At 42.5% G+C, this 18,245-nt stretch carries 16 protein-coding genes and 1 pseudogene; 9 read left to right on the forward strand and 8 right to left on the reverse strand.

All coding sequences use genetic code 11. From position 1 onward, the window contains the following. Positions 1-20: 20 nt before the first annotated feature. The 5 genes from ACL6C3_RS17645 to ACL6C3_RS17665 form a co-directional block, all read right to left on the reverse strand. On the reverse strand, positions 21-359 hold the full coding sequence (locus ACL6C3_RS17645) for a circadian clock KaiB family protein (RefSeq protein WP_413160283.1): 339 nt from the start codon (positions 357-359) through the stop codon (positions 21-23). A gap of 48 nt (positions 360-407) precedes the next feature. Further along, complete coding sequence (locus tag ACL6C3_RS17650) at positions 408-731, reverse strand: circadian clock KaiB family protein (RefSeq protein WP_413160285.1); 324 nt, start codon at positions 729-731, stop codon at positions 408-410. 67 nt (positions 732-798) lie between these two features. Beyond that, the gene (locus ACL6C3_RS17655) at positions 799-1,818 is read right to left on the reverse strand and encodes an ATPase domain-containing protein (protein ID WP_413160286.1); all 1,020 of its coding nucleotides are present in this window, start codon (positions 1,816-1,818) and stop codon (positions 799-801) included. After that, entirely contained in the window at positions 1,772-2,527 is a 756-nt protein-coding gene (locus tag ACL6C3_RS17660; protein WP_413160288.1) for an ATPase domain-containing protein, read from the reverse strand. Before ACL6C3_RS17660 ends, ACL6C3_RS17655 begins: the two co-directional genes overlap by 47 nt. Before the next feature lie 258 nt (positions 2,528-2,785). Continuing rightward, positions 2,786-4,237 carry a PLP-dependent aminotransferase family protein gene (locus ACL6C3_RS17665; RefSeq protein ID WP_413160290.1) on the reverse strand — a complete coding sequence of 484 codons (1,452 nt, stop codon included), beginning with the start codon at positions 4,235-4,237 and terminating at the stop codon, positions 2,786-2,788. 222 nt (positions 4,238-4,459) lie between these two features. Between ACL6C3_RS17665 and ACL6C3_RS17670 the strand changes: the two genes are divergently transcribed. Both ACL6C3_RS17670 and ACL6C3_RS17675 read left to right on the forward strand, forming a co-directional pair. Further along, positions 4,460-4,741, forward strand: a complete 282-nt coding sequence (locus ACL6C3_RS17670; RefSeq protein ID WP_413160291.1) for a hypothetical protein — start codon at positions 4,460-4,462, stop codon at positions 4,739-4,741. A gap of 556 nt (positions 4,742-5,297) precedes the next feature. Next, complete coding sequence (locus ACL6C3_RS17675) at positions 5,298-8,972, forward strand: hydantoinase B/oxoprolinase family protein (protein ID WP_413160292.1); 3,675 nt, start codon at positions 5,298-5,300, stop codon at positions 8,970-8,972. A gap of 355 nt (positions 8,973-9,327) precedes the next feature. On the opposite strand, the gene ACL6C3_RS17680 is transcribed toward ACL6C3_RS17675, so the two are convergent. Next, entirely contained in the window at positions 9,328-10,419 is a 1,092-nt protein-coding gene (locus ACL6C3_RS17680) for an ISAs1 family transposase (RefSeq protein ID WP_413160293.1), read from the reverse strand. Positions 10,420-10,760: 341 nt separating this feature from the next. Continuing rightward, positions 10,761-12,107: a 16S rRNA (cytosine(967)-C(5))-methyltransferase gene (locus ACL6C3_RS17685; RefSeq protein ID WP_413160295.1), complete on the reverse strand. Its 1,347-nt coding sequence runs from the start codon at positions 12,105-12,107 to the stop codon at positions 10,761-10,763. Positions 12,108-12,352: 245 nt separating this feature from the next. Between ACL6C3_RS17685 and ACL6C3_RS17690 the strand changes: the two genes are divergently transcribed. Continuing rightward, a complete protein-coding gene (locus ACL6C3_RS17690) occupies positions 12,353-13,723 on the forward strand; it encodes an adenylate/guanylate cyclase domain-containing protein (protein WP_413160297.1) in 1,371 nt (456 codons plus the stop codon). Positions 13,724-13,744: 21 nt separating this feature from the next. Here the strand turns inward: ACL6C3_RS17690 and ACL6C3_RS17695 are convergent, their stop codons facing one another. Then, a complete protein-coding gene (locus ACL6C3_RS17695; RefSeq protein WP_413160299.1) occupies positions 13,745-14,482 on the reverse strand; it encodes a sirohydrochlorin chelatase in 738 nt (245 codons plus the stop codon). Between the two features lie 409 nt (positions 14,483-14,891). On the opposite strand from ACL6C3_RS17695, the gene ACL6C3_RS17700 reads away from it, so the two are divergent. The 6 genes and pseudogenes from ACL6C3_RS17700 (at position 14,892) to ACL6C3_RS17725 (ending at position 18,157) form a co-directional block, all read left to right on the forward strand. Beyond that, complete coding sequence (locus ACL6C3_RS17700; protein ID WP_413160301.1) at positions 14,892-15,170, forward strand: tetratricopeptide repeat protein; 279 nt, start codon at positions 14,892-14,894, stop codon at positions 15,168-15,170. Between the two features lie 93 nt (positions 15,171-15,263). After that, entirely contained in the window at positions 15,264-16,439 is a 1,176-nt protein-coding gene (locus ACL6C3_RS17705; RefSeq protein WP_413160303.1) for a clostripain-related cysteine peptidase, read from the forward strand. A 51-nt stretch (positions 16,440-16,490) separates the two neighbouring features. Beyond that, positions 16,491-17,225 carry a hypothetical protein gene (locus tag ACL6C3_RS17710; protein WP_413160305.1) on the forward strand — a complete coding sequence of 245 codons (735 nt, stop codon included), beginning with the start codon at positions 16,491-16,493 and terminating at the stop codon, positions 17,223-17,225. Positions 17,226-17,319: 94 nt separating this feature from the next. Further along, a pseudogene (locus ACL6C3_RS17715) lies at positions 17,320-17,616 on the forward strand (AAA family ATPase); the annotation flags it as partial. 6 nt (positions 17,617-17,622) lie between these two features. Beyond that, positions 17,623-17,871 (forward strand): hypothetical protein, encoded by a 249-nt coding sequence (locus ACL6C3_RS17720; protein ID WP_413160307.1) that lies wholly within the window; start codon positions 17,623-17,625, stop codon positions 17,869-17,871. 46 nt (positions 17,872-17,917) lie between these two features. Then, positions 17,918-18,157 carry a transporter substrate-binding domain-containing protein gene (locus ACL6C3_RS17725; RefSeq protein WP_413160309.1) on the forward strand — a complete coding sequence of 80 codons (240 nt, stop codon included), beginning with the start codon at positions 17,918-17,920 and terminating at the stop codon, positions 18,155-18,157. The last annotated feature ends 88 nt before the right edge of the window (positions 18,158-18,245 follow it).

Here is an 18,245-nt window from a genome sequence, read left to right on the forward strand (position 1 = left end):
TTCTTTTTTGAGACCGAATTTTAATTGGAAATCAAGCCCAAACCGATCAAAACTTTTTCTCTGTCTGATAAATTTCCGATCATCCGTTGGGAGGGTTCCGGTAAAACTTTAATCAGTGTGGGAACGGCGACAATATTTTCAGCTTGCAACAATTCGGGCTGTTTATAAATGTCGATGACTTCTAATTCATGTCGTCCAGCCAGATATTCATCGCAAATATTTTGAAGATTTTTGAGGGCGATGAGAGACTGCAAGGAGCTTCCCGCAATATACAAACGCAAGCTGTAATGAACATCTTTTTCTTGAGCTAAATATTCCTCGAAGAAATCAGTTGATTGGTCAATATAGTTTTCTGTCATATCTTTTCATTTCCTTTCCTTCATGGCTTTATAATCTCTAATTAATTCTCAAATTTTATCAATTTCTAACCAGACTAAAATCTTTTCGTGATTCGACATATCCCCAATAATTTTCTTTGGCGGTTTCGGCAGTTTTCTCACTAAAGTTGGCAAAGCAATAATTTGATCTTGTTTGGCCAGGTGAGGATTTTTTAACAAATCAATTACTTCAATTTTATATTGACTACCCAAATACTCCTCACACATTTGGGTAAGATTTTCAAACGCCTTGATAGAGCGAGGTGTATGTCCGGCTACATAGAGTTTAAACTCCCAAATTAAATTGGGATCAAGCAGTTCAAACTGTTCTGAACTTTCCACCACATTCTCCATAAGTTTAATTGGGTATTGACTTGAGGAAACCATCAAAAAATAAACAAGATTTGCAACTCATTAACTTTTATTTTTCGGGAGTAATTTTTTCATCGGCTTGACGCATTTGGGCGATTGTTACTGTATCTTCTTGTAAGATATTTTGAGATCGTTTTTCCTGCTGAATCATCATTTCTAGTTCTTCTTGTTCCGCATCCAGTTGAGCTTGTAAAGCTTCGATTTGCGCTCGCACAATCGCTTGTTTGCGCTCTAAATCTCTTTGTTTGCGTTCAAACTCCTGCTGACGAGCCAATCCATTTGCTCTTTCTTGAGCTTCTTGAATGGTGCGAGCCGTTCCCGTCAACACCTCGCCCTGACCCAAATAGACATCGCTCAGTTGAATTCCCTCGTGAGTTAACAGCATTTCTCGCATTTGATTCGAGTGTTCCATCCCCCGAGATTTCAACACATAAAGCAAACGATTTCGCTCACCATTGGTTTCAATGATTCGCACTTCTAACCAAGTATCCATCAAAGAGGAAACGCCAATTTCAGTAGACTCAAGAGGATTGCCACCGGAAGTTAAATTCGTCAATAAAACGGTGATTTGTTTGCTCTTGAAAAAATCAATTAAACGGAATAAAAACCCTTTGGCTTGCATTAACGTCCCGCCCATGCTCACATTACTCATCGGATCAATAATCACGACCCTCGGCTTCATGTCATTAATCAGACTATATAATGTCACCAAATGCAACTCTAAACCCGTCGCGGTTGGGCGTTCGGCTTTGAATTTCAGCAATCCTTTTTCAACAAAAGGTTCTAAATCAACACCCACAGAGCGCTGGTTGCGAATAATTTGCTTTGGTGCTTCCTCAAAAGCAATATAAAGACAGCGTTCTCCCCGCTTGCAAATGGCTTGAGCAAAATGGGCGGCGAGGGTGGTTTTTCCGGTGCCTGCGGTGCCTGTAATTAAAATACTACTTCCTCGAAAATAACCTTCACCTCCAAGCATATTATCCAAACGGGGAATACCGCTCGAAATTCGTTCGTTAGAAACTTCATGGTCCAAACCCACAGAAGTAATGGGGCATAACCGAAATCCCATTTTCACTAATCAAAAACGGATATTCGTTGCTTCCGTGACTCGAACCGCGATATTTGATAATTTGTAAACGACGGGTTGAAACTTCCTCTTCAATGCGCTGATCGAGTCGAATTACGCAGTCGGAAACATATTCTTCTAAACCTTGTCGGGTTAGACTAGAATCGCCCCGTTCTGCGGTGATGATTGCGGTGACTCCTTTGGTTTTTAGCCAGCGAAATAACCGCCGCAATTCCGATCTAATAATTGCCGCATTAGAAAGTCCGGAAAACAACACTTCAATCGTGTCGAGAACAATCCGTTTTGCGCCGATCTGATCGATCGCACAACCCAAGCGAATAAATAAGGCTTCTAGATCGTATTCGCCCACTTCTTGAAATTCTTCGGGATCGATGTGAATATGATCAATACTGATTTTGTTTTCCGCACTCAGTTGTTTTAAATCCCAACCCAGAGAAGCGACATTTTCTGTCAATTCTTCGGGGGTTTCTTCAAAGGCAATAAACACCCCCGGTTCATTATATTGAACGGCACCCCGCACTAAAAACTCCATTGCCAACAAGGTTTTACCGCAACCTGCGGTACCACAAACAAGAGTTGGCCGTGCTTTTGGCAGTCCGCCTTTGGTAATTTCGTCTAATCCATTGATGCCTGTAGAACATTTGGGCAGTTCTTTATGTTTTGATGGAATTTTACTGTTAAGTTCTATCATAGTGAATCTTCCTTGAGGATGAATTTAAGACGTTCTAAATTAATAAAGTTTTTTCTCCTTTACTGATGTATGTGCAGGATACACCTTACATTACTATTATAGCTAGTTCCTGCAAAAATATTATTCAACCCGAAAAATGACCCGGATAAACTCAAACATTTTCTCAAACGCTGTGCGGGGCAAATGCGCTCATCTTTGCAATGGAGAGGGGATGGATTTGCCGATACACCTAATTTTTTTTATGAGTTTAAGTTGGGGTCAACCGTAGAATTGCTGATTAATTAAACTTCCTAACATTTTCATCGCTTGTTCAAGTTCATCAGACCAGGGAATTCCACAATTTAGACGAAAGCAATTTTTATAACTTCCTGAAACCGAAAATATCGAACCCGGTGCAATACTGATTTTATGTTGCAGCGCTTGATGGTAAAGCGTCATCGAATCAAAATTTGAGGGAATTTCTACCCACAAAACATAGCCGCCCGTTGGTCTAGTCACCTTCGTTTCTTTGGGAAAATATTCATAAATCGCTTGTGTCATTCGCCGAACTTGTTCTTGATAAGATCGTCGCAATTGTCGCAGATGGCGATCATAACCGCCATTGGCTAAAAAACCCGCAATTGTAAGCTGATTTGCCGAAGCTGTATTAATATTCGTAATCAATTTTAGCTGTTCAACTTCGGTTTGATAACGACCCGGAACCGTCCAACCCACGCGCAAACCCGCCGACAACGTTTTACTACAAGAAGCACAATACAACACTAAACCTTTGCGATCATAAGCTTTAATGGCTTTCGGACGATTGCCATCAAACTTTAAATCTCCATAAACATCATCTTCAATCAGAGGAATATCATATTTTTCTAAGATTTCAACGAGTCGTTTTTTCTGAGCATCACTCATACAACTTGCCAGGGGATTACTAAAATTAGAAACCACAGCACAGGCGGCAATATTTCCCTGTTCTAATGCCGTTTCAAATTCTTCAAGAATTAACCCATCTCGCGGATGAGTGGGAAGTTCTAATGCTCGTAAATGCAACGATTCTAAAATTTCTAATAAACCATAATAACAAGGGGATTCAATCGCCACAGTATCTCCCGGTTTTGTTACCGCCCGCAAGCACAAATGAAGCGCTTCTGTGGTGCCATTTGTAATTAAAATTTGTTCGGGAGTCAGCGAACATCCCGCATCCATCAGGCGACGGGCGACTTCGTGGCGGAGGGCTTCACAACCCGGAAGCGGGTTATAGGCGTGACAAACTTCGGGATATTGGCGCATCACCTGGCCCATCAAACGGTTCAGCGCTTTGACGGGAAACAGTTGCGGATCGGGAACGGCAGCCCCCAAACGGATAACATTGGGATCGCGCAGTGCCAGGTTAATCCCCAGGGCGATGGAGGTGTCTACCGTATAGATGCGACGGGGCGGGGTCGAGGGGTTCGGTTCATCGAGGTGGGACAGCAGCGAAGTTTGCTTGACAAAATAACCCGATTGTGGTCGCGCCCCAATTAAACCCCGATCTTCGAGAAGGCGGTAAGCTTCCAACACCGTAGAAATACTGACGTTCATCTGTTTGTGCATCCGTCTGACCGAGGGGATGCGATCGCCCGGTTGCAGGGTGCCTTCTTCTATGAGGGACTGGACGCGATAGGCGACCTGTTCATACAGGTTGGTGCGATCTGACTTTTCTAGGGGTTTGAGGTTCATGGCGGTCAAGGGTGAGGCTCTCAAGATACAGATCAATACAGTTCTAACCGTTGATCAGCATAACAGTTCTTTCAAGTTAAAACTGTTATGGTTACAAATTATTATAACTGCCTCTGTTTTGTTGGCGTCTAGTTCGGCAAAATAATAACAAGAACAAATCGAATCAGTTCCAACCGGGAAAATATCAAGATGTAAACTCAAATCTATTGAGGGTTAATTGCCATGAAAATAACTCAACACTCGCTTTCTTTGCCTTCAGATTCATTTTCTGGAAACAACCGCAGGCGAAAGGGTATTGAGGAAAAATTAAGCTATATTTTTTCTCAAACTATACGACAAACGATAAACTTTTTGGTCGGGAGTTCCGAACCAAAAATTTGGCAAACTCAAACCAAAACCGGAGATTTAATCTGGCATATTTACGACCCCATAACCGGAAAAACCGAACAATTTATCAGCGATCAAGACGTGAGAATTTGGATTGAAAAACAGTATTATCGTTAGCCAAACGCACGGGAAATTATTCTAACTCACCTTTTTATTGTCATCCACCTTCTTAATGCTATTTTTTGTGAGGACTCAGGGAGATTTTATGATCATTTATGACTTTCACATTGACAGCCTCGACTCAGAACACTTTAAAACCCCAAAGAAAATGTTGAATCTCATTCGTAAATTCTGGAAATTTAGTAAAAATTACGGCGACTATATCGCCACACCCTTAAACCGTCGGGAAAAATGGTTACAAGTTCATCGTCAGAAATAAAATTTCTCCCGTAAACTTGCTATAATGTAACCTCAAGCTGGTGTCAAAATAAAAAATGTAGGGGCGGGTTTACATAGATTTATCCATCTCACAAATAATATTTATAAACCCGCCCTGCTACAAAAATTGCTAAACCCGATCAATCTCTAGGAAATAGAGAACAGACGCCTGACCGGGGTGGGTTTATTAAGGTTAGTTGCGATCAACATACAGATGGGTATAACCCGCCCCTACAACAACACTATTCCCTGAAAAAACGAGCATAAAATTATCATTAATTGAGGAAAAAACCCCATGAATCCAACAACATCAACCCCTCAAAATCAAGATAAATTTCAATTTTGGATTGATCGGGGCGGAACGTTTACCGATATTGTCGCCCGTACCCCATCCGGTCAAACCCTCGCTCATAAATTACTCTCAGAAAATCCAGAACGCTATCAAGACGCAGCCATTCAAGGGATTCGAGAAATATTACAATTATCCCCCGATGAACCCATTCCCGGACACCGCATTTTAGAAGTCAAAATGGGAACCACCGTCGCCACCAACGCCCTACTCGAACGAAAAGGCGATCGCACGGTTTTAGTGATTACAAAAGGATTCAAAAATGCGTTAAAAATTGGCTATCAAAATCGCCCCAACATTTTCGCCCGAGAGATCATTTTACCCGAAATGCTCTATGAGGAAGTCATCGAAGTCAACGAACGTTATGACGCGGCGGGAAACGAACTAAAACCCGTTAATTTGGAATCGCTACAACCAAAGCTAAAAGCCGCTTACGATGCAGGAATCCGCAGTTGTGCTATCGTTTTAATGCACGGATACCGCTACCAAAAACACGAACAACAAATAGCAAAACTCGCCCGAGAAATCGGCTTCTCTCAAATCTCGATCTCTCACGAAGTCAGCCCGTTAATGAAACTGATTAGTCGAGGAGACACAACCGTTGTCGATGCCTATCTTTCCCCAATTTTGCGGCGTTATGTTGAACAAGTTTTAAGCCAGTTAAATCATAACAGCGACACCGTTTCCTTATTATTTATGCAGTCCAACGGGGGCCTCACCGACGCCCGAAATTTTCAAGGAAAAGACAGCATTCTTTCTGGGCCTGCGGGGGGAATTGTTGGGGCGGTTCAAACCAGTTTAAGGGCGGGTTTTGAGAAAATTATTAGTTTTGATATGGGCGGAACTTCCACCGACGTCGCCCATTTTAACGGCGAATATGAACGGGAATTTGAAACAGAAATAGCTGGCGTGCGGATGCGGGTCCCCATGATGGCCATTCATACCGTCGCTGCGGGTGGGGGTTCCATCGTCCGCTTTGACGGGTCCCGCTATCGGGTCGGGCCGGAGTCTGCGGGGGCGAATCCGGGGCCTGCTTGTTATCGCAAAGGCGGGCCGCTAACCGTCACCGACTGTAACGTAATGTTGGGGAAAATTCAGCCCGAATATTTTCCCAAAGTGTTTGGAATTGAGGGAAATTTAGCGTTAGATGGGGAAATTGTTCGGCAAAAATTCCAAGAATTAGCCGCAGAAATTAAAGCCAAAACGGGAGATAATCGCACTCCCGAAGAAGTCGCTACGGGGTTTATTACCATTGCCGTTGAAAATATGGCAAATGCGATCAAAAAAATATCCCTGCAACGGGGTTATGATGTTTCTAATTACACCCTTTGTTGTTTCGGAGGGGCGGGAGGTCAACACGCTTGTTTAATTGCCGATACGTTAGGAATTGAACAGGTGTTTATTCATCCCTACGCTGGCGTTTTATCTGCTTACGGGATGGGTTTGGCCGATATTCGGGCGATGCGAGAACGGGCGGTAGAAGCAACATTAACAGAAGAATTAATTCCCCAGTTAGAAACCCTTTTAACCGAACTTGAAACCGAGTGCAAACAAGAATTAACCGCAGAAAATCCCCAAACAACTGTATTAGCAAAAGTCAATTTAAAATATCGGGGAACCGATTCAACCCTAACCGTTAATTTTGCCAATTTTAACGCCATGAAAGCCGAGTTTGAACACAAACATCAAACCATTTACGGCTTTGTGCGGGAGGGGAAAGCGTTAATTGTAGAATCGGTTTCTTTGGAAGTCGTTCAACAGATGGAAACACCGGAAGAACCGCTCATTTCTCGCAAGCATTCTCAACCGCCTTTACCCATCGCAAATGTACAAATGTATGCGCCCCAAGGTTGGCAAAATACGCCCCTATTTCGGCGAGAAGATTTGCAACCGGGAGATAGTATTATCGGCCCCGCAATTATTATCGAAGGCATCGGAACCAACGTTATCGAACCCGGTTGGAAAGTTACCCTAACCGAACGCAATCATTTAGTTTTAAACCAACTCAAAACCTCAAAATCAAATTCGGAAAACTCGGATTCAGAATTAACATTAAATTCTCAATCAAACCCTTCTAAACCCGATCCGGTTCGGCTGGAAATCTTTAAGAACTTATTTCAGTTTATCGCCGAACAAATGGGAATCACCTTGCAAAATACGGCTGCTTCTGTTAATATTAAAGAACGTCTCGATTTTTCCTGTGCAGTTTTCGACAAACGGGGTCAACTCGTTGCCAACGCCCCCCATATTCCCGTACATTTGGGTTCGATGAGCGAAAGCGTTAATAGTTTAATAAAAGCCAAAAAAGACCGTTTACAACCGGGGGATGTTTATATGCAAAATAACCCCTACGATGGCGGGACTCACTTACCCGATGTAACGGTCATTACCCCCGTTTTTGCACCGAAGACCAACCAAATTTTATTCTACGTGGCGTCTCGGGGTCATCAAGCGGATATTGGCGGAATTACCCCCGGTTCAATGCCTCCAAATAGCACAACTGTTGAGGAAGAAGGGATTTTAATTGATAACGTTCAATTGGTGAATAAAGGGAAATTTTGTGATGTAGAATTGTTGGAATTGTTAACCTCGGGGCGTTATCCTTCTCGAAATCCTGAGATTAATATTGCCGACTTGCAAGCCCAAATTGCCGCCAATGAAAAGGGCGTTCAAGAACTGCAAAAAATGGTGAATCAATACGGTTTAGAAACAGTACAAACTTATATGGGTTACGTGCAGGATAACGCCGAAGAATCCGTTCGTCGGGCAATTGATGTGTTAAAAGATGGCGAGTTTACCTATGAGATGGATGGCGGCAGTCAAATTAAAGTTACTATTAAAATAGACAAACAAACCCGCAGCGCGACTATCGATTTTTTGGGAACTTCCCCGCAGTTAAACAGCAACTTTAACGCCCCCCAAGCGGTGTGTAAAGCGGCGGTTTTGTACGTGTTTAGAACCCTGGTTAATGACCAAATTCCCCTCAATGCCGGCTGTTTAAAACCCCTGAATATTATTATCCCCGAAGGCTGTATGTTGAACCCCCGTTATCCGGCTGCGGTGGTGGCGGGAAATGTGGAAACTTCTCAAACCATTGTTGATGCTTTGTACGGGGCGCTGGGGGTGATGGCAGCCTCCCAAGGTACCATGAATAATTTTACCTTTGGAAGCGATCGCCATCAATATTATGAAACCATTTGTGGGGGTTCGGGGGCGGGTGAAAACTTCAACGGTACCGATGCGGTTCACACTCACATGACCAACTCCCGTTTAACCGATCCGGAGGTTTTAGAGTGGCGATTTCCGGTATTATTGGAGGAGTTTAGTATTCGTCCGAATAGTGGCGGAAAGGGGGAATTTATAGGCGGAAATGGTATCGTTCGTCAAATTCGTTTTCTGGAAAAAATGACGGCGAGTATTTTATCGGGACACCGAACAATTCCCCCGTTTGGACTGGCGGGGGGCGAACCGGGTTTGGTTGGTAAAAATTCCGTTATTCGCAATGATGGAACGGTGGAAATGTTGGGGAGTACCGCCACAGTTGAGATGAATGTTGGGGATGTATTTGTAATAGAAACTCCTGGCGGTGGCGGCTACGGAAATATTAAACCGATGAGTTGATACCTCTGGCTAACCCTAAAAAACCTCTCCCTAACCCTCTCCTACCTCTCCCCATCCCTCTCCTACAAGGAGAGGGGGAAGGTGTCCCTCACGGGACTATTGATTAATCGAGAGGGAACCGGAAAAATTCCCCCTCGCCTTACCCCCCTTAAAAAGGGGGGATCAAGGGGGGACTATCGGGGGCCAGGGGGAGAGGTCTAACCCTAAAAAACCTCTCCCTAACCCTCTCCTACCTCTCCCCATCCCTCTCCTACAAGGAGAGGGGGAAGGTGTCCCTCACGGGACTATTGATTAATCGAGAGGGAACCGGAAAAATTCCCCCTCGCCTTACCCCCCTTAAAAAGGCAGGGCCGTTTCATTCTAACAAAATCCAAAGCCTAGACCACCTGTTATTAAGCCATCTTTGACCCTCTGTAATTGACACAAAGCCTAAAAGTCTAAAAAGATTAATTGCAATAGTTTGAAGAATCGATAAATTCGTTCGTGCTTGAAAGTGAGCTATAGAAGAATCATCTTCTTTGAAGATCACATCCTTGACCCAATGCAAGCGATTTTCAATTTGCCAATGACCTTTTATTTTTTCAGAAAAATAATCGGCTTTTTCCCAAACGCTACTGATGTAGTAAGCGACTTGATGATAGTCCTTTTTACCTCTTTTACCCCATCTTTCAACTCGGATTAAGCTTTTAATTTCATACCAACTAGATTTCAGGGAATCTATACTCTTGAAGACAGCTACTTGGCGTTGAATTTGGCGACCATGACTTTTATCTTGCTCTATCTTGATACTCAAAGGCTCTTGATTGTGGGCGACAGACTCTAGAGCTTGATACAATTTTTTTTGATTCTTTTTGACGGTGATTAAGTAGTGATTTTTTGATTCAATAATTTTTTTAACGGTTTGCTTTTGGCAGTGCAAAGCATCCAGAGTAAATACTTGATTCTTCAGGGGAAAATCTTCGATGATTTCTTGGACTTGCTTAATTTCTGAACAGCGTTTGTTCTCAAAGCAATTTAATCCCAATACAACTTGATATTCTTGACTGTACAAGGAAACAAATGAAACAAAGTTTTGATGAGAGTTGCCAAAATTGTCTACAGTGCTGCCTAAGCTTTTGCCATCAATACAGACCCAATCCCTCAAATCATCAGATTCACATAGACTACTAGACCATTGATTAAAAATGTCCTGAAGATTTGACCAGTCTACTCCCATCAGAACTCGTCTTATGGTTGATGAAGATGGAACTTTTGGGGATGAAATCTTAAATTTTTTAACAATTAGCTGTTGATTGGCTTTGGCAAAATCTCCCATCGCTCTATACCCTAAGTATCCCTGCATCGCTGCCAAAATTACTATCAATAGCACCAACCATAATGGATGCCTTCTGCCCTGGCGGCGGCGAAAGTCCTTGACTTTTTTAAGTTCTTTAATTAGACTATCCATAGATAAAATTTAAGAAAAAACTGGCGATTGCTATCATTTTACATCCGGCGCGATCGCCAGTTTTATTGTTCAATTCCCGCCTTTAAGAATCAGAGTGGAACAAGCCGTTTGAGTCAGGCGATCGCTATGTTTTTCTAAGATTTTAGGTGTTCTGAAGAAAAAAGGGGTGAAACTGCTTCCAATTTTAGCTCCTCGCGATCGCAAAATTTTAGAATGAAACAGCCCTGCCCTTAAAAAGGGGGGATCAAGGGGGGACTATCGGGGGCCAGGGGCAGAGGTCTAACCCTGATCTTTTATGAGAGTCCCAAAAACCCGGTTTCTTCAAGAAACCGGGTTTTTATCTAACGTTTAAGTCTAACAATAAAAAAACCATCCATATTCTGTCGATGGGGCCATACTTTTAAATATCCTTCGGGAGTAAGAACCTCTTGCAAAGGTATTTCGGGTAAATCAATTTTCCAGTCTGAATTTTGACTTAAAAAAGATTCAATAATCCTTTCGTTTTCTAGGGGATGTATCGTACAGGTTGCGTAGACCAAATATCCTCCCGGTTTCACCCAATTTGCCGTTTTTTCTAACAGTTCTCCTTGCAGTTGGGAGAGTTCTTGAACGTTTTCTGCTGTATGTCGCCAACGCGCATCCGCCCGACGGTGTAACGTTCCCAAACCCGAACAGGGCGCATCCAATAAAACCCGATCCGCACTATTATTATACTCGGAAAACGTGCGAATGTCACCCGCTTTTATTTCAATGGATTTTAGCTGCAATCGCTGTTGATTTTGTTGCAGTTTTTTCAGTCGAGATTTGGCGCGATCGCAGGCTAAAATTATCCCCGTATCCTGCATTAATTCCGCAATATGAGTTGTTTTTCCCCCCGGCGCCGCACAAGCATCAATAATCATTTCTCCCGGTTGGGGATCGAGAAGATGACTCACCCACTGGGCGCTACTATCTTGAATCGTCCACCATCCTTGTTGATAACCGGGTAATTTTTGAATCTCTCCAATACTTCCCGACAGTCTCAACGCTTGCGGTAAATGGGGGATTGGCTTAACGTTTATTCCCGCTAATTTTAGCTCATTTTCAACCGTTTCTCGGGTTGTTTTCAGGGGATTAATTCTTAAATCTATGGTCGGAGATTGATTGAACCACTGACAGAGTTGTTGGGTTTCTTCCAAACCCAGTTCATTTAACCAATACTCAAGAATCCAATCGGGGAAACTGTAGAAATCTCCCAATTTTTGAATTAAATTTTTATCGTCTAATTTGAGAATAGGATAATTTTGATCGCTTTTTTCTTGTTGGCGCAAATACTGTCTGAGAATCCCATTAACAAACCCGCTCAATCCCGATAAACCGTTAGTTTTCGCCAATTCAACACTCGTATTCACCGCAGCAGAAGCGGGAATTTGACTCAGATAAGCCAATTGATAAAATCCCAAATGCAAAATAATTCGCAGATCGTTCTGTTGTTGGTGAGATTTTTTTTGAGCAAATTGATCGATCAAAGCATCCAGCGATCGCCGTCTTCTCACACAACCATAAACCAATTCGGTGGTTAAGCGTCGGTTAACGGGATTCAAATCAGCTTGACGCAGGCTTTGATCCAAGGCAATATCGGCATAAGTTCCCCGCCTTTCGATGTCTCGAAGTATCAGAAATGCTAATTGGCGGGGATTCTGATTCATTAGAACTTGATCCTTAAAATTCACTAAATCTCAAAAACTCTATTACTAATGTTGTCAATTTTCAAAGGTTCATTCAAAATAAAAGATGAACACATCTGCGGTGCAGTTTTTGGACTTTTACTGATCCCATTGATCGGTGATACCTATTGATTTTACATTTTCGCAAATTATACCTTAATCTTAGAAAGTGATTGACTGAGGGGTGTAAACCATCTTAACTTGAAAATACAACCAAGGTGAGAACTATGCAAAGCTTCCAGGGTGTTCAGAGGTTCAGTGTTTTTGTCCGCAACCGACTTCAGTCGCTGTTTGGGAGTCCTGACATTGGCGACGCCGCCAGCTACGAAGTTTGGCGACATCGTTTTATGTATCAACGACTCAGTTTAGGGGTGGGACTGGCGTTAATTTCCTATCTGACGTTTACCCTATCGCAGCTTAACAATTTACTGTTTAATCCAGAACAGTTTAAACTAACTTGGTTGCTGACTCAAATGACGGTTGAACTGGGTTTGTTGGGGGGTTTTCTATTACTGCGGACGGCGATTGGTGTTCGTTATCCGGGGTTTATTTTTCTATTATTGACTTGGTTAGTAACACTGAGTCCACAAGTTCGAGCAACATTACAAGGAGTTTCCCAACCTGCAATTATTGAATGGCCGCTTACCTTTTTTTCCCTCGCCACTTTAATTCCCGTTTGTTGGCCGCTGCATTTGATTGGTCAGGCGGGAACATTTATCTATTATCTGGGTACGCAAATTATTTTTAATTTAAAAGTAGAATTTCCCACCCCTTGGATGACCTCTGATTTTTTATTCCTGTATTTTTTCTGGATTTGTTTCATTAGTAATCTTTCAGTTTATTTGTACGATCGTTTGGCGAGAGCCGAGTTTAATTCCCGTCGGGCTTTACAAGAAGCTTACCAAGAACTGCAAATTGAACAGGAACGTTCGGAAGACTTATTACTGAATATTTTACCCGTTCCCATTGCCCAACGTTTAAAACAAATCAAACAAAAACCCGCTACAATTGCCGATCATTTTACCAATGCGGGGGTTTTATTTGGTGATATTGTCGGATTTACTGAACTCTCTGGAAAAATCCCTCCAGCGGAATTAGTTCAACTTCTCGGACAAATTTTTACTCGTTTCGATCATTTAGCCGATAAACATAATCTAGAAAAAATTAAAACCATTGGTGATGCTTATATGGTGGTTTCGGGTTTACCGGTTCCTCAAGAAGATTATGCCCAAGCGATCGCAGATATGGCGTTAGATATGCAGGAAACCCTGCAAGAATTTAACCTTGAAACCGGACAAAAATTTCAGATGCGAATTGGCATCGCGATCGGCCCGGTTGTCGCAGGTGTGATTGGTTTGAAAAAGTTTATTTATGATTTGTGGGGCGATACCGTTAACATTGCTAGTCGCATGGAATCTCACGGAATTGCCAATGAAATTCAGGTAACAGAAACGACTTACAACGCTTTAAAAAATGATTATGCTTTTGAAAGACGGGGTGCAATTTTAGTGAAAGGAAAAGGAGAAATGATCGCTTATTTATTGAAAGGAAAAAAACATTTAGCCCCCCTTAAAGTTGAAACTTTAACCGTTGAATAAACGAGAATTAACCTTTTCCCGTCAATTCTCCATCAACATATCAACCACCAAATCAACTAAAGCATCATTCACCCCTAAAGGTTCGGCGACTTGAATTTTGACCGGGGGGAATTTTTTCCCTAATTGTTCGCTCAAACGGGCGATCGCATCGGTGGTTTCTCCCGCAAAGATAAAATAGGGCAAAATCCCAATCTTTCGGTATCCACTTTGTACTAACGCTTCGACTTGGGATTCTAAACTCGGAGACGTGAACCAATAAGCCGGTATTGCTCCCAACCGACTGGCTAATTCTTCTACCGGTTGATTGCCGTCATGACGGCGACTCCCATGACTGAGCAAAATCCAAACATCACAAGAAATCGATGTGATTTGATAGGTTAATTCTGTTGCTAAACGAGACAGTTGAGACCCCAAATAGGGTTTGATTTTTAACTGAACCTCCGATCCAACTGCGTTTTGAGCCAGTTCAACTTCTTGAGGAATATCCTCTTTGACATGAACTCCAGGAAGTAGAAATAACGGCAAAATTTCAACTCGATTTAATCCTAAAGTTCGCGTATATTCTGCAAATTGTTGAATTTGTTGGTACAAAGGAACCGGAGAACATTCTAAAGTTGCCGTTGCTAGGACAGGTGATGGTGAACTCGGTAATAATCGAAGGTTAATTCGATCTTTCAACCGTTCAGCTAACTGTTCTAAAGCTTGCTGCGGTCGGGGGTCATGGCTCCCGTGAGAAACTAGCAAGTAGGTGGAATACAATTGCCCAGATGTAATAAATTGACTTGAATTTCTGATATTGTAGCGGATTTGGAGCCTGTTCGATCTCCCTATATTCTCCTTAAAGATCCCCCTATATCCCCCTGAAAAAGCAGGGATCAAAGGGGGCGAGGGAGGATAAGGGGGCGAGGGGGGATCGGAATTAATTGAATCCGGGTCTGACTTGTATCATTATGGCCAGGTCAGTTTGTTGAGCGGCGATCGCAGTTAACCACTTTTTCTATTGATGACGGGCTGCCGGAACATCTCCCATCCCGCCGTGACTAAAAATAAAAACATCCGTAATCGATTCATTTGCCAAAACGTCTACCAGTTTTTGGCTCATCTCACCCCCTTCCTGTTCATTGCCATCCTTGTCGAAAGCAACTACACCTAGCAATTGCTGTCGAAATTGGGAATCGAGCGCGAAAAAGCGACTGCTCTGGATAATATCGGAGGTATTTACAACGATCAGGGTAACTATTCTCAGTCGATGGAGTATCATCAACAGGCGTTGGCAATTCGTCGAGAGATTGGCGATCGCTCTGGAGAACTAACCTCTGTTGGCAACATTGGCTTCATTTACCATGTTCAAGGACGCTACCGTGAAGCGATAGAATTTTACCAAAAATCGTTGGTATCAATAGAGATTTTGACAACTTTAAACAATCGCCAACCGACGATCATTTAATTATTAATGAGAATGTAGATCAAATCCCGATCCGATCATCAATGATCCTTTAAGATTTAGAAAACTAAGTAGATTAATCCCCACTTGAGGAGTATGAAACGAAGACATTTCTGCCATGCAGCAATTAGTTCGGCTTGTTTGATGAGGATTTTAGGACAAAATTTAGCTTCGGCTTCAAGTTCTAAATCTTCTCCAATCAAAGTCCATCACAATTGGGTTGTTTTGTATTGGATGCCATACGATAATGAACTCATGCGTTTTGGTGAGCCAATTCTTAAAATGCTCACGAGCGGAACACGGGACAGTGAAACTCTGGTTGTCGTTCAATCAGACTATTGGGGTGATACAAAAATGCGTCGCCGTTTGCTCAAAAATGGAACAATACATGAGATAGAGTTATTAGAACAAGACAGTAGCGATGTCTCTACTTTTTCAGCTTATTTAGATTGGGCGCATCAAACAATGACGGCAGAACACTGGGCTGTTATTGTTGTTGGTCACGGTGGTAAAATTAATGAAATTAGCCCCGACGATGGCGGTGGGAATTGGCAAACAAGAACTTGGATGGGAGTTGACCAGTTCGCCCAAGCCGTTAGCTATTTTAATCGGGCTACCGACGGACGGGTGGAATTGCTGTTCTTTCAAAATTGTAATAAAGCTACCCTAGAAGTCGTCTATGAAGCTCGAAATTGCGCCCGATATACCCTCGCCTCTCAGCTTAATCTGGGCGCACCGAATTACTATTATGAAGGTTTTCTCAGTCGCTTGAAAGAACCTTCTGTAGATGGACGTGAAGCCGCTATTTCTATTATGAATTCCGAACGGGCGGATATGTACCATACACTGACTTTGGTTGATAATCAAGTTGTCAGACAAATTCCAGAGAAACTTTCGCCATTGGTTCAGTTGATTTTTAACACCCGTTTACCCACAATTGAACAACCCAAATTTTCAACCTATACTTATTCTAATGAACGACATTGCGATGCGCTCGGTCTACTGGATTACCTTTCTAGTAGGAATAGTCAAGCTTGGGATAAGTTTACTCAATTTACTGAGTTTCTACAGTCATCGGTTATTTCCCATTATAAAACGGGTGGAGAGTTTTATGATCGTCGCTTCAGACATCGTGCTACCTCCGAAAAATTGCGGGGTTTGAGTTTATATTTTCCAGAAACTTCCGAAGAGATTTCTCGTTACAGTTCGTTGGCTTTATACCGAGAAGTGGATTTAGTTAACTTGTACCGAAAACTCTTTAAGATTGAATAGATTAGTGTTGCTGACCTAGAGGGATAATCAGCCTAATTGTTTTAACCACCATTGGTTCGTTCTAATGGGGAAGATGGGAAATTCTGCGCCAAGCGTTTTTTCGCTTCACCAGTTGGCAAAGCGCAAAGTCAAATCGTGAGAATTGAGTCTTTCAAGCTATTTCACATTGCGGGCAAATTTGGTAAGAGTTTAACTTTTCCTGAGAATATTCTACGGGGAAATGTTGGGCTAACCAATCAATCTCAGATTAACGTTCGTGCAGATGGGGGCGGAGACGTTAATATTAATGCGAGAAATGTTGAAATCTCGGGTGACAGTGTTATTCGGGTGGGAATTGATGAAGGTTTAGGGTTTCTAGAAGCAAAAACTGGAGATATTAATGTTAACGCTCAGGAAAATATTCTCCTAACAGGTGCAAGCAGTTCAATTACTAATAGAATAAATTTGGGTGGAACGGGTCTATCTGGAAACATCAACATCACAGCTAATTCAGTTTCAATAAATGGTGGTGCTTTTATCAGCACTTCTATTTTAGGAAACGGAAACGCAGGGAATATAAATGTAAAAGCCGCATTCGTTGAAGTTTCGGGTACTTCTCCTGATGGTGAATTTTCCAGTGCTTTGATTGCAGGTTTAAGTGAGACAGGTATGGGTAATGGAGGAAATATTTACATAGAAACCGGACAATTCCGATTAACAGAAGGCGGGGAAATTATCAACGGTAGTTTTGGACAAAGAAATGCGAGTTCAACCTCAATTTTGGCAACGGATTTGGTGGAGTTATAAAATAGTAATATTTTGAGTGATGTTGGAGAAAATGCAGTTGGTAATGGAGGAGATATTAAAATAGAAACCGGACAATTTCGATTAGTAGACCGAAATAGAAATGGTCAACGCCGCCTTATATTTGCGTCGCCCCCTGCTGGTGACGGGAAAACCGGGAACGGGTAAAACCTCCCTCGCCTACGCCGTCGCCCACGAACTCAACCTCGGGGAAGTTCTCTACTGGCCGATAACCACCCGAACAACCCTCAAAGATGGGTTATACTTGTACGATGCGATCGCCCGTTTGCAGGATATCGGAGAAAAAGATAGAAGCAATTTCGATAATATTGGTAAATATATCCGTTTGGGGCCGCTAGGAACGGCATTATTACCCTCAAACAAACCTCGGGTTTGAGTAATGGTTATATTGTGCGGTTGGGGGGGGAGAGTTGCGGGGGTGCCGAATGCGAGGTTGGATATAGCAGAAAATTATCTTGATGGAAGTTCGACTCTAAAAGGCAATATCTTGATTGTTGACGACTTGATAGAAAACCTACACTTCTTAACAGAAATGTTGGGCAAACGGGGATATAAAGTTCGCAGCGTCACCAACGGCAAGATGGCATTATATCATTCAAAAAGTTGGAAACTACGAAGAAATTTATAACCGCAATTTCGATGAAACTGCGTTGCCCCGAAATCTCAATGAACTGATGTTTGTTGAAGAGAGAGGTCTGGTTTATTATCCTCCTTTTTCCGGTAGCGATACAGTCAGTGTGCCGTTGATTGATAACGACAGTCGCAACGTTTTACAGGAAGTTTTAGACCGAGGTTTCGTGCGGGTTGGGGTGAGAAATGACGCGCCCGGACTCGGTTTTGCCGAGGAAAATGGTAATTTAACCGGGTTTGATGTTGATTTGGGTCGGGCGCTGGCGGCTTCTTTTTTTATTTGATAATATTGACTTGCGTTCCTGCACTCAAAAATCCCTGCGCGACCAAATCGAACTGGTTTCTCAAGAGGTTGTTTTATTTAACACTTCC

This window comes from Capilliphycus salinus ALCB114379 (assembly GCF_047276495.1).
Lineage (GTDB): Bacteria > Cyanobacteriota > Cyanobacteriia > Cyanobacteriales > Microcoleaceae > Capilliphycus > Capilliphycus salinus.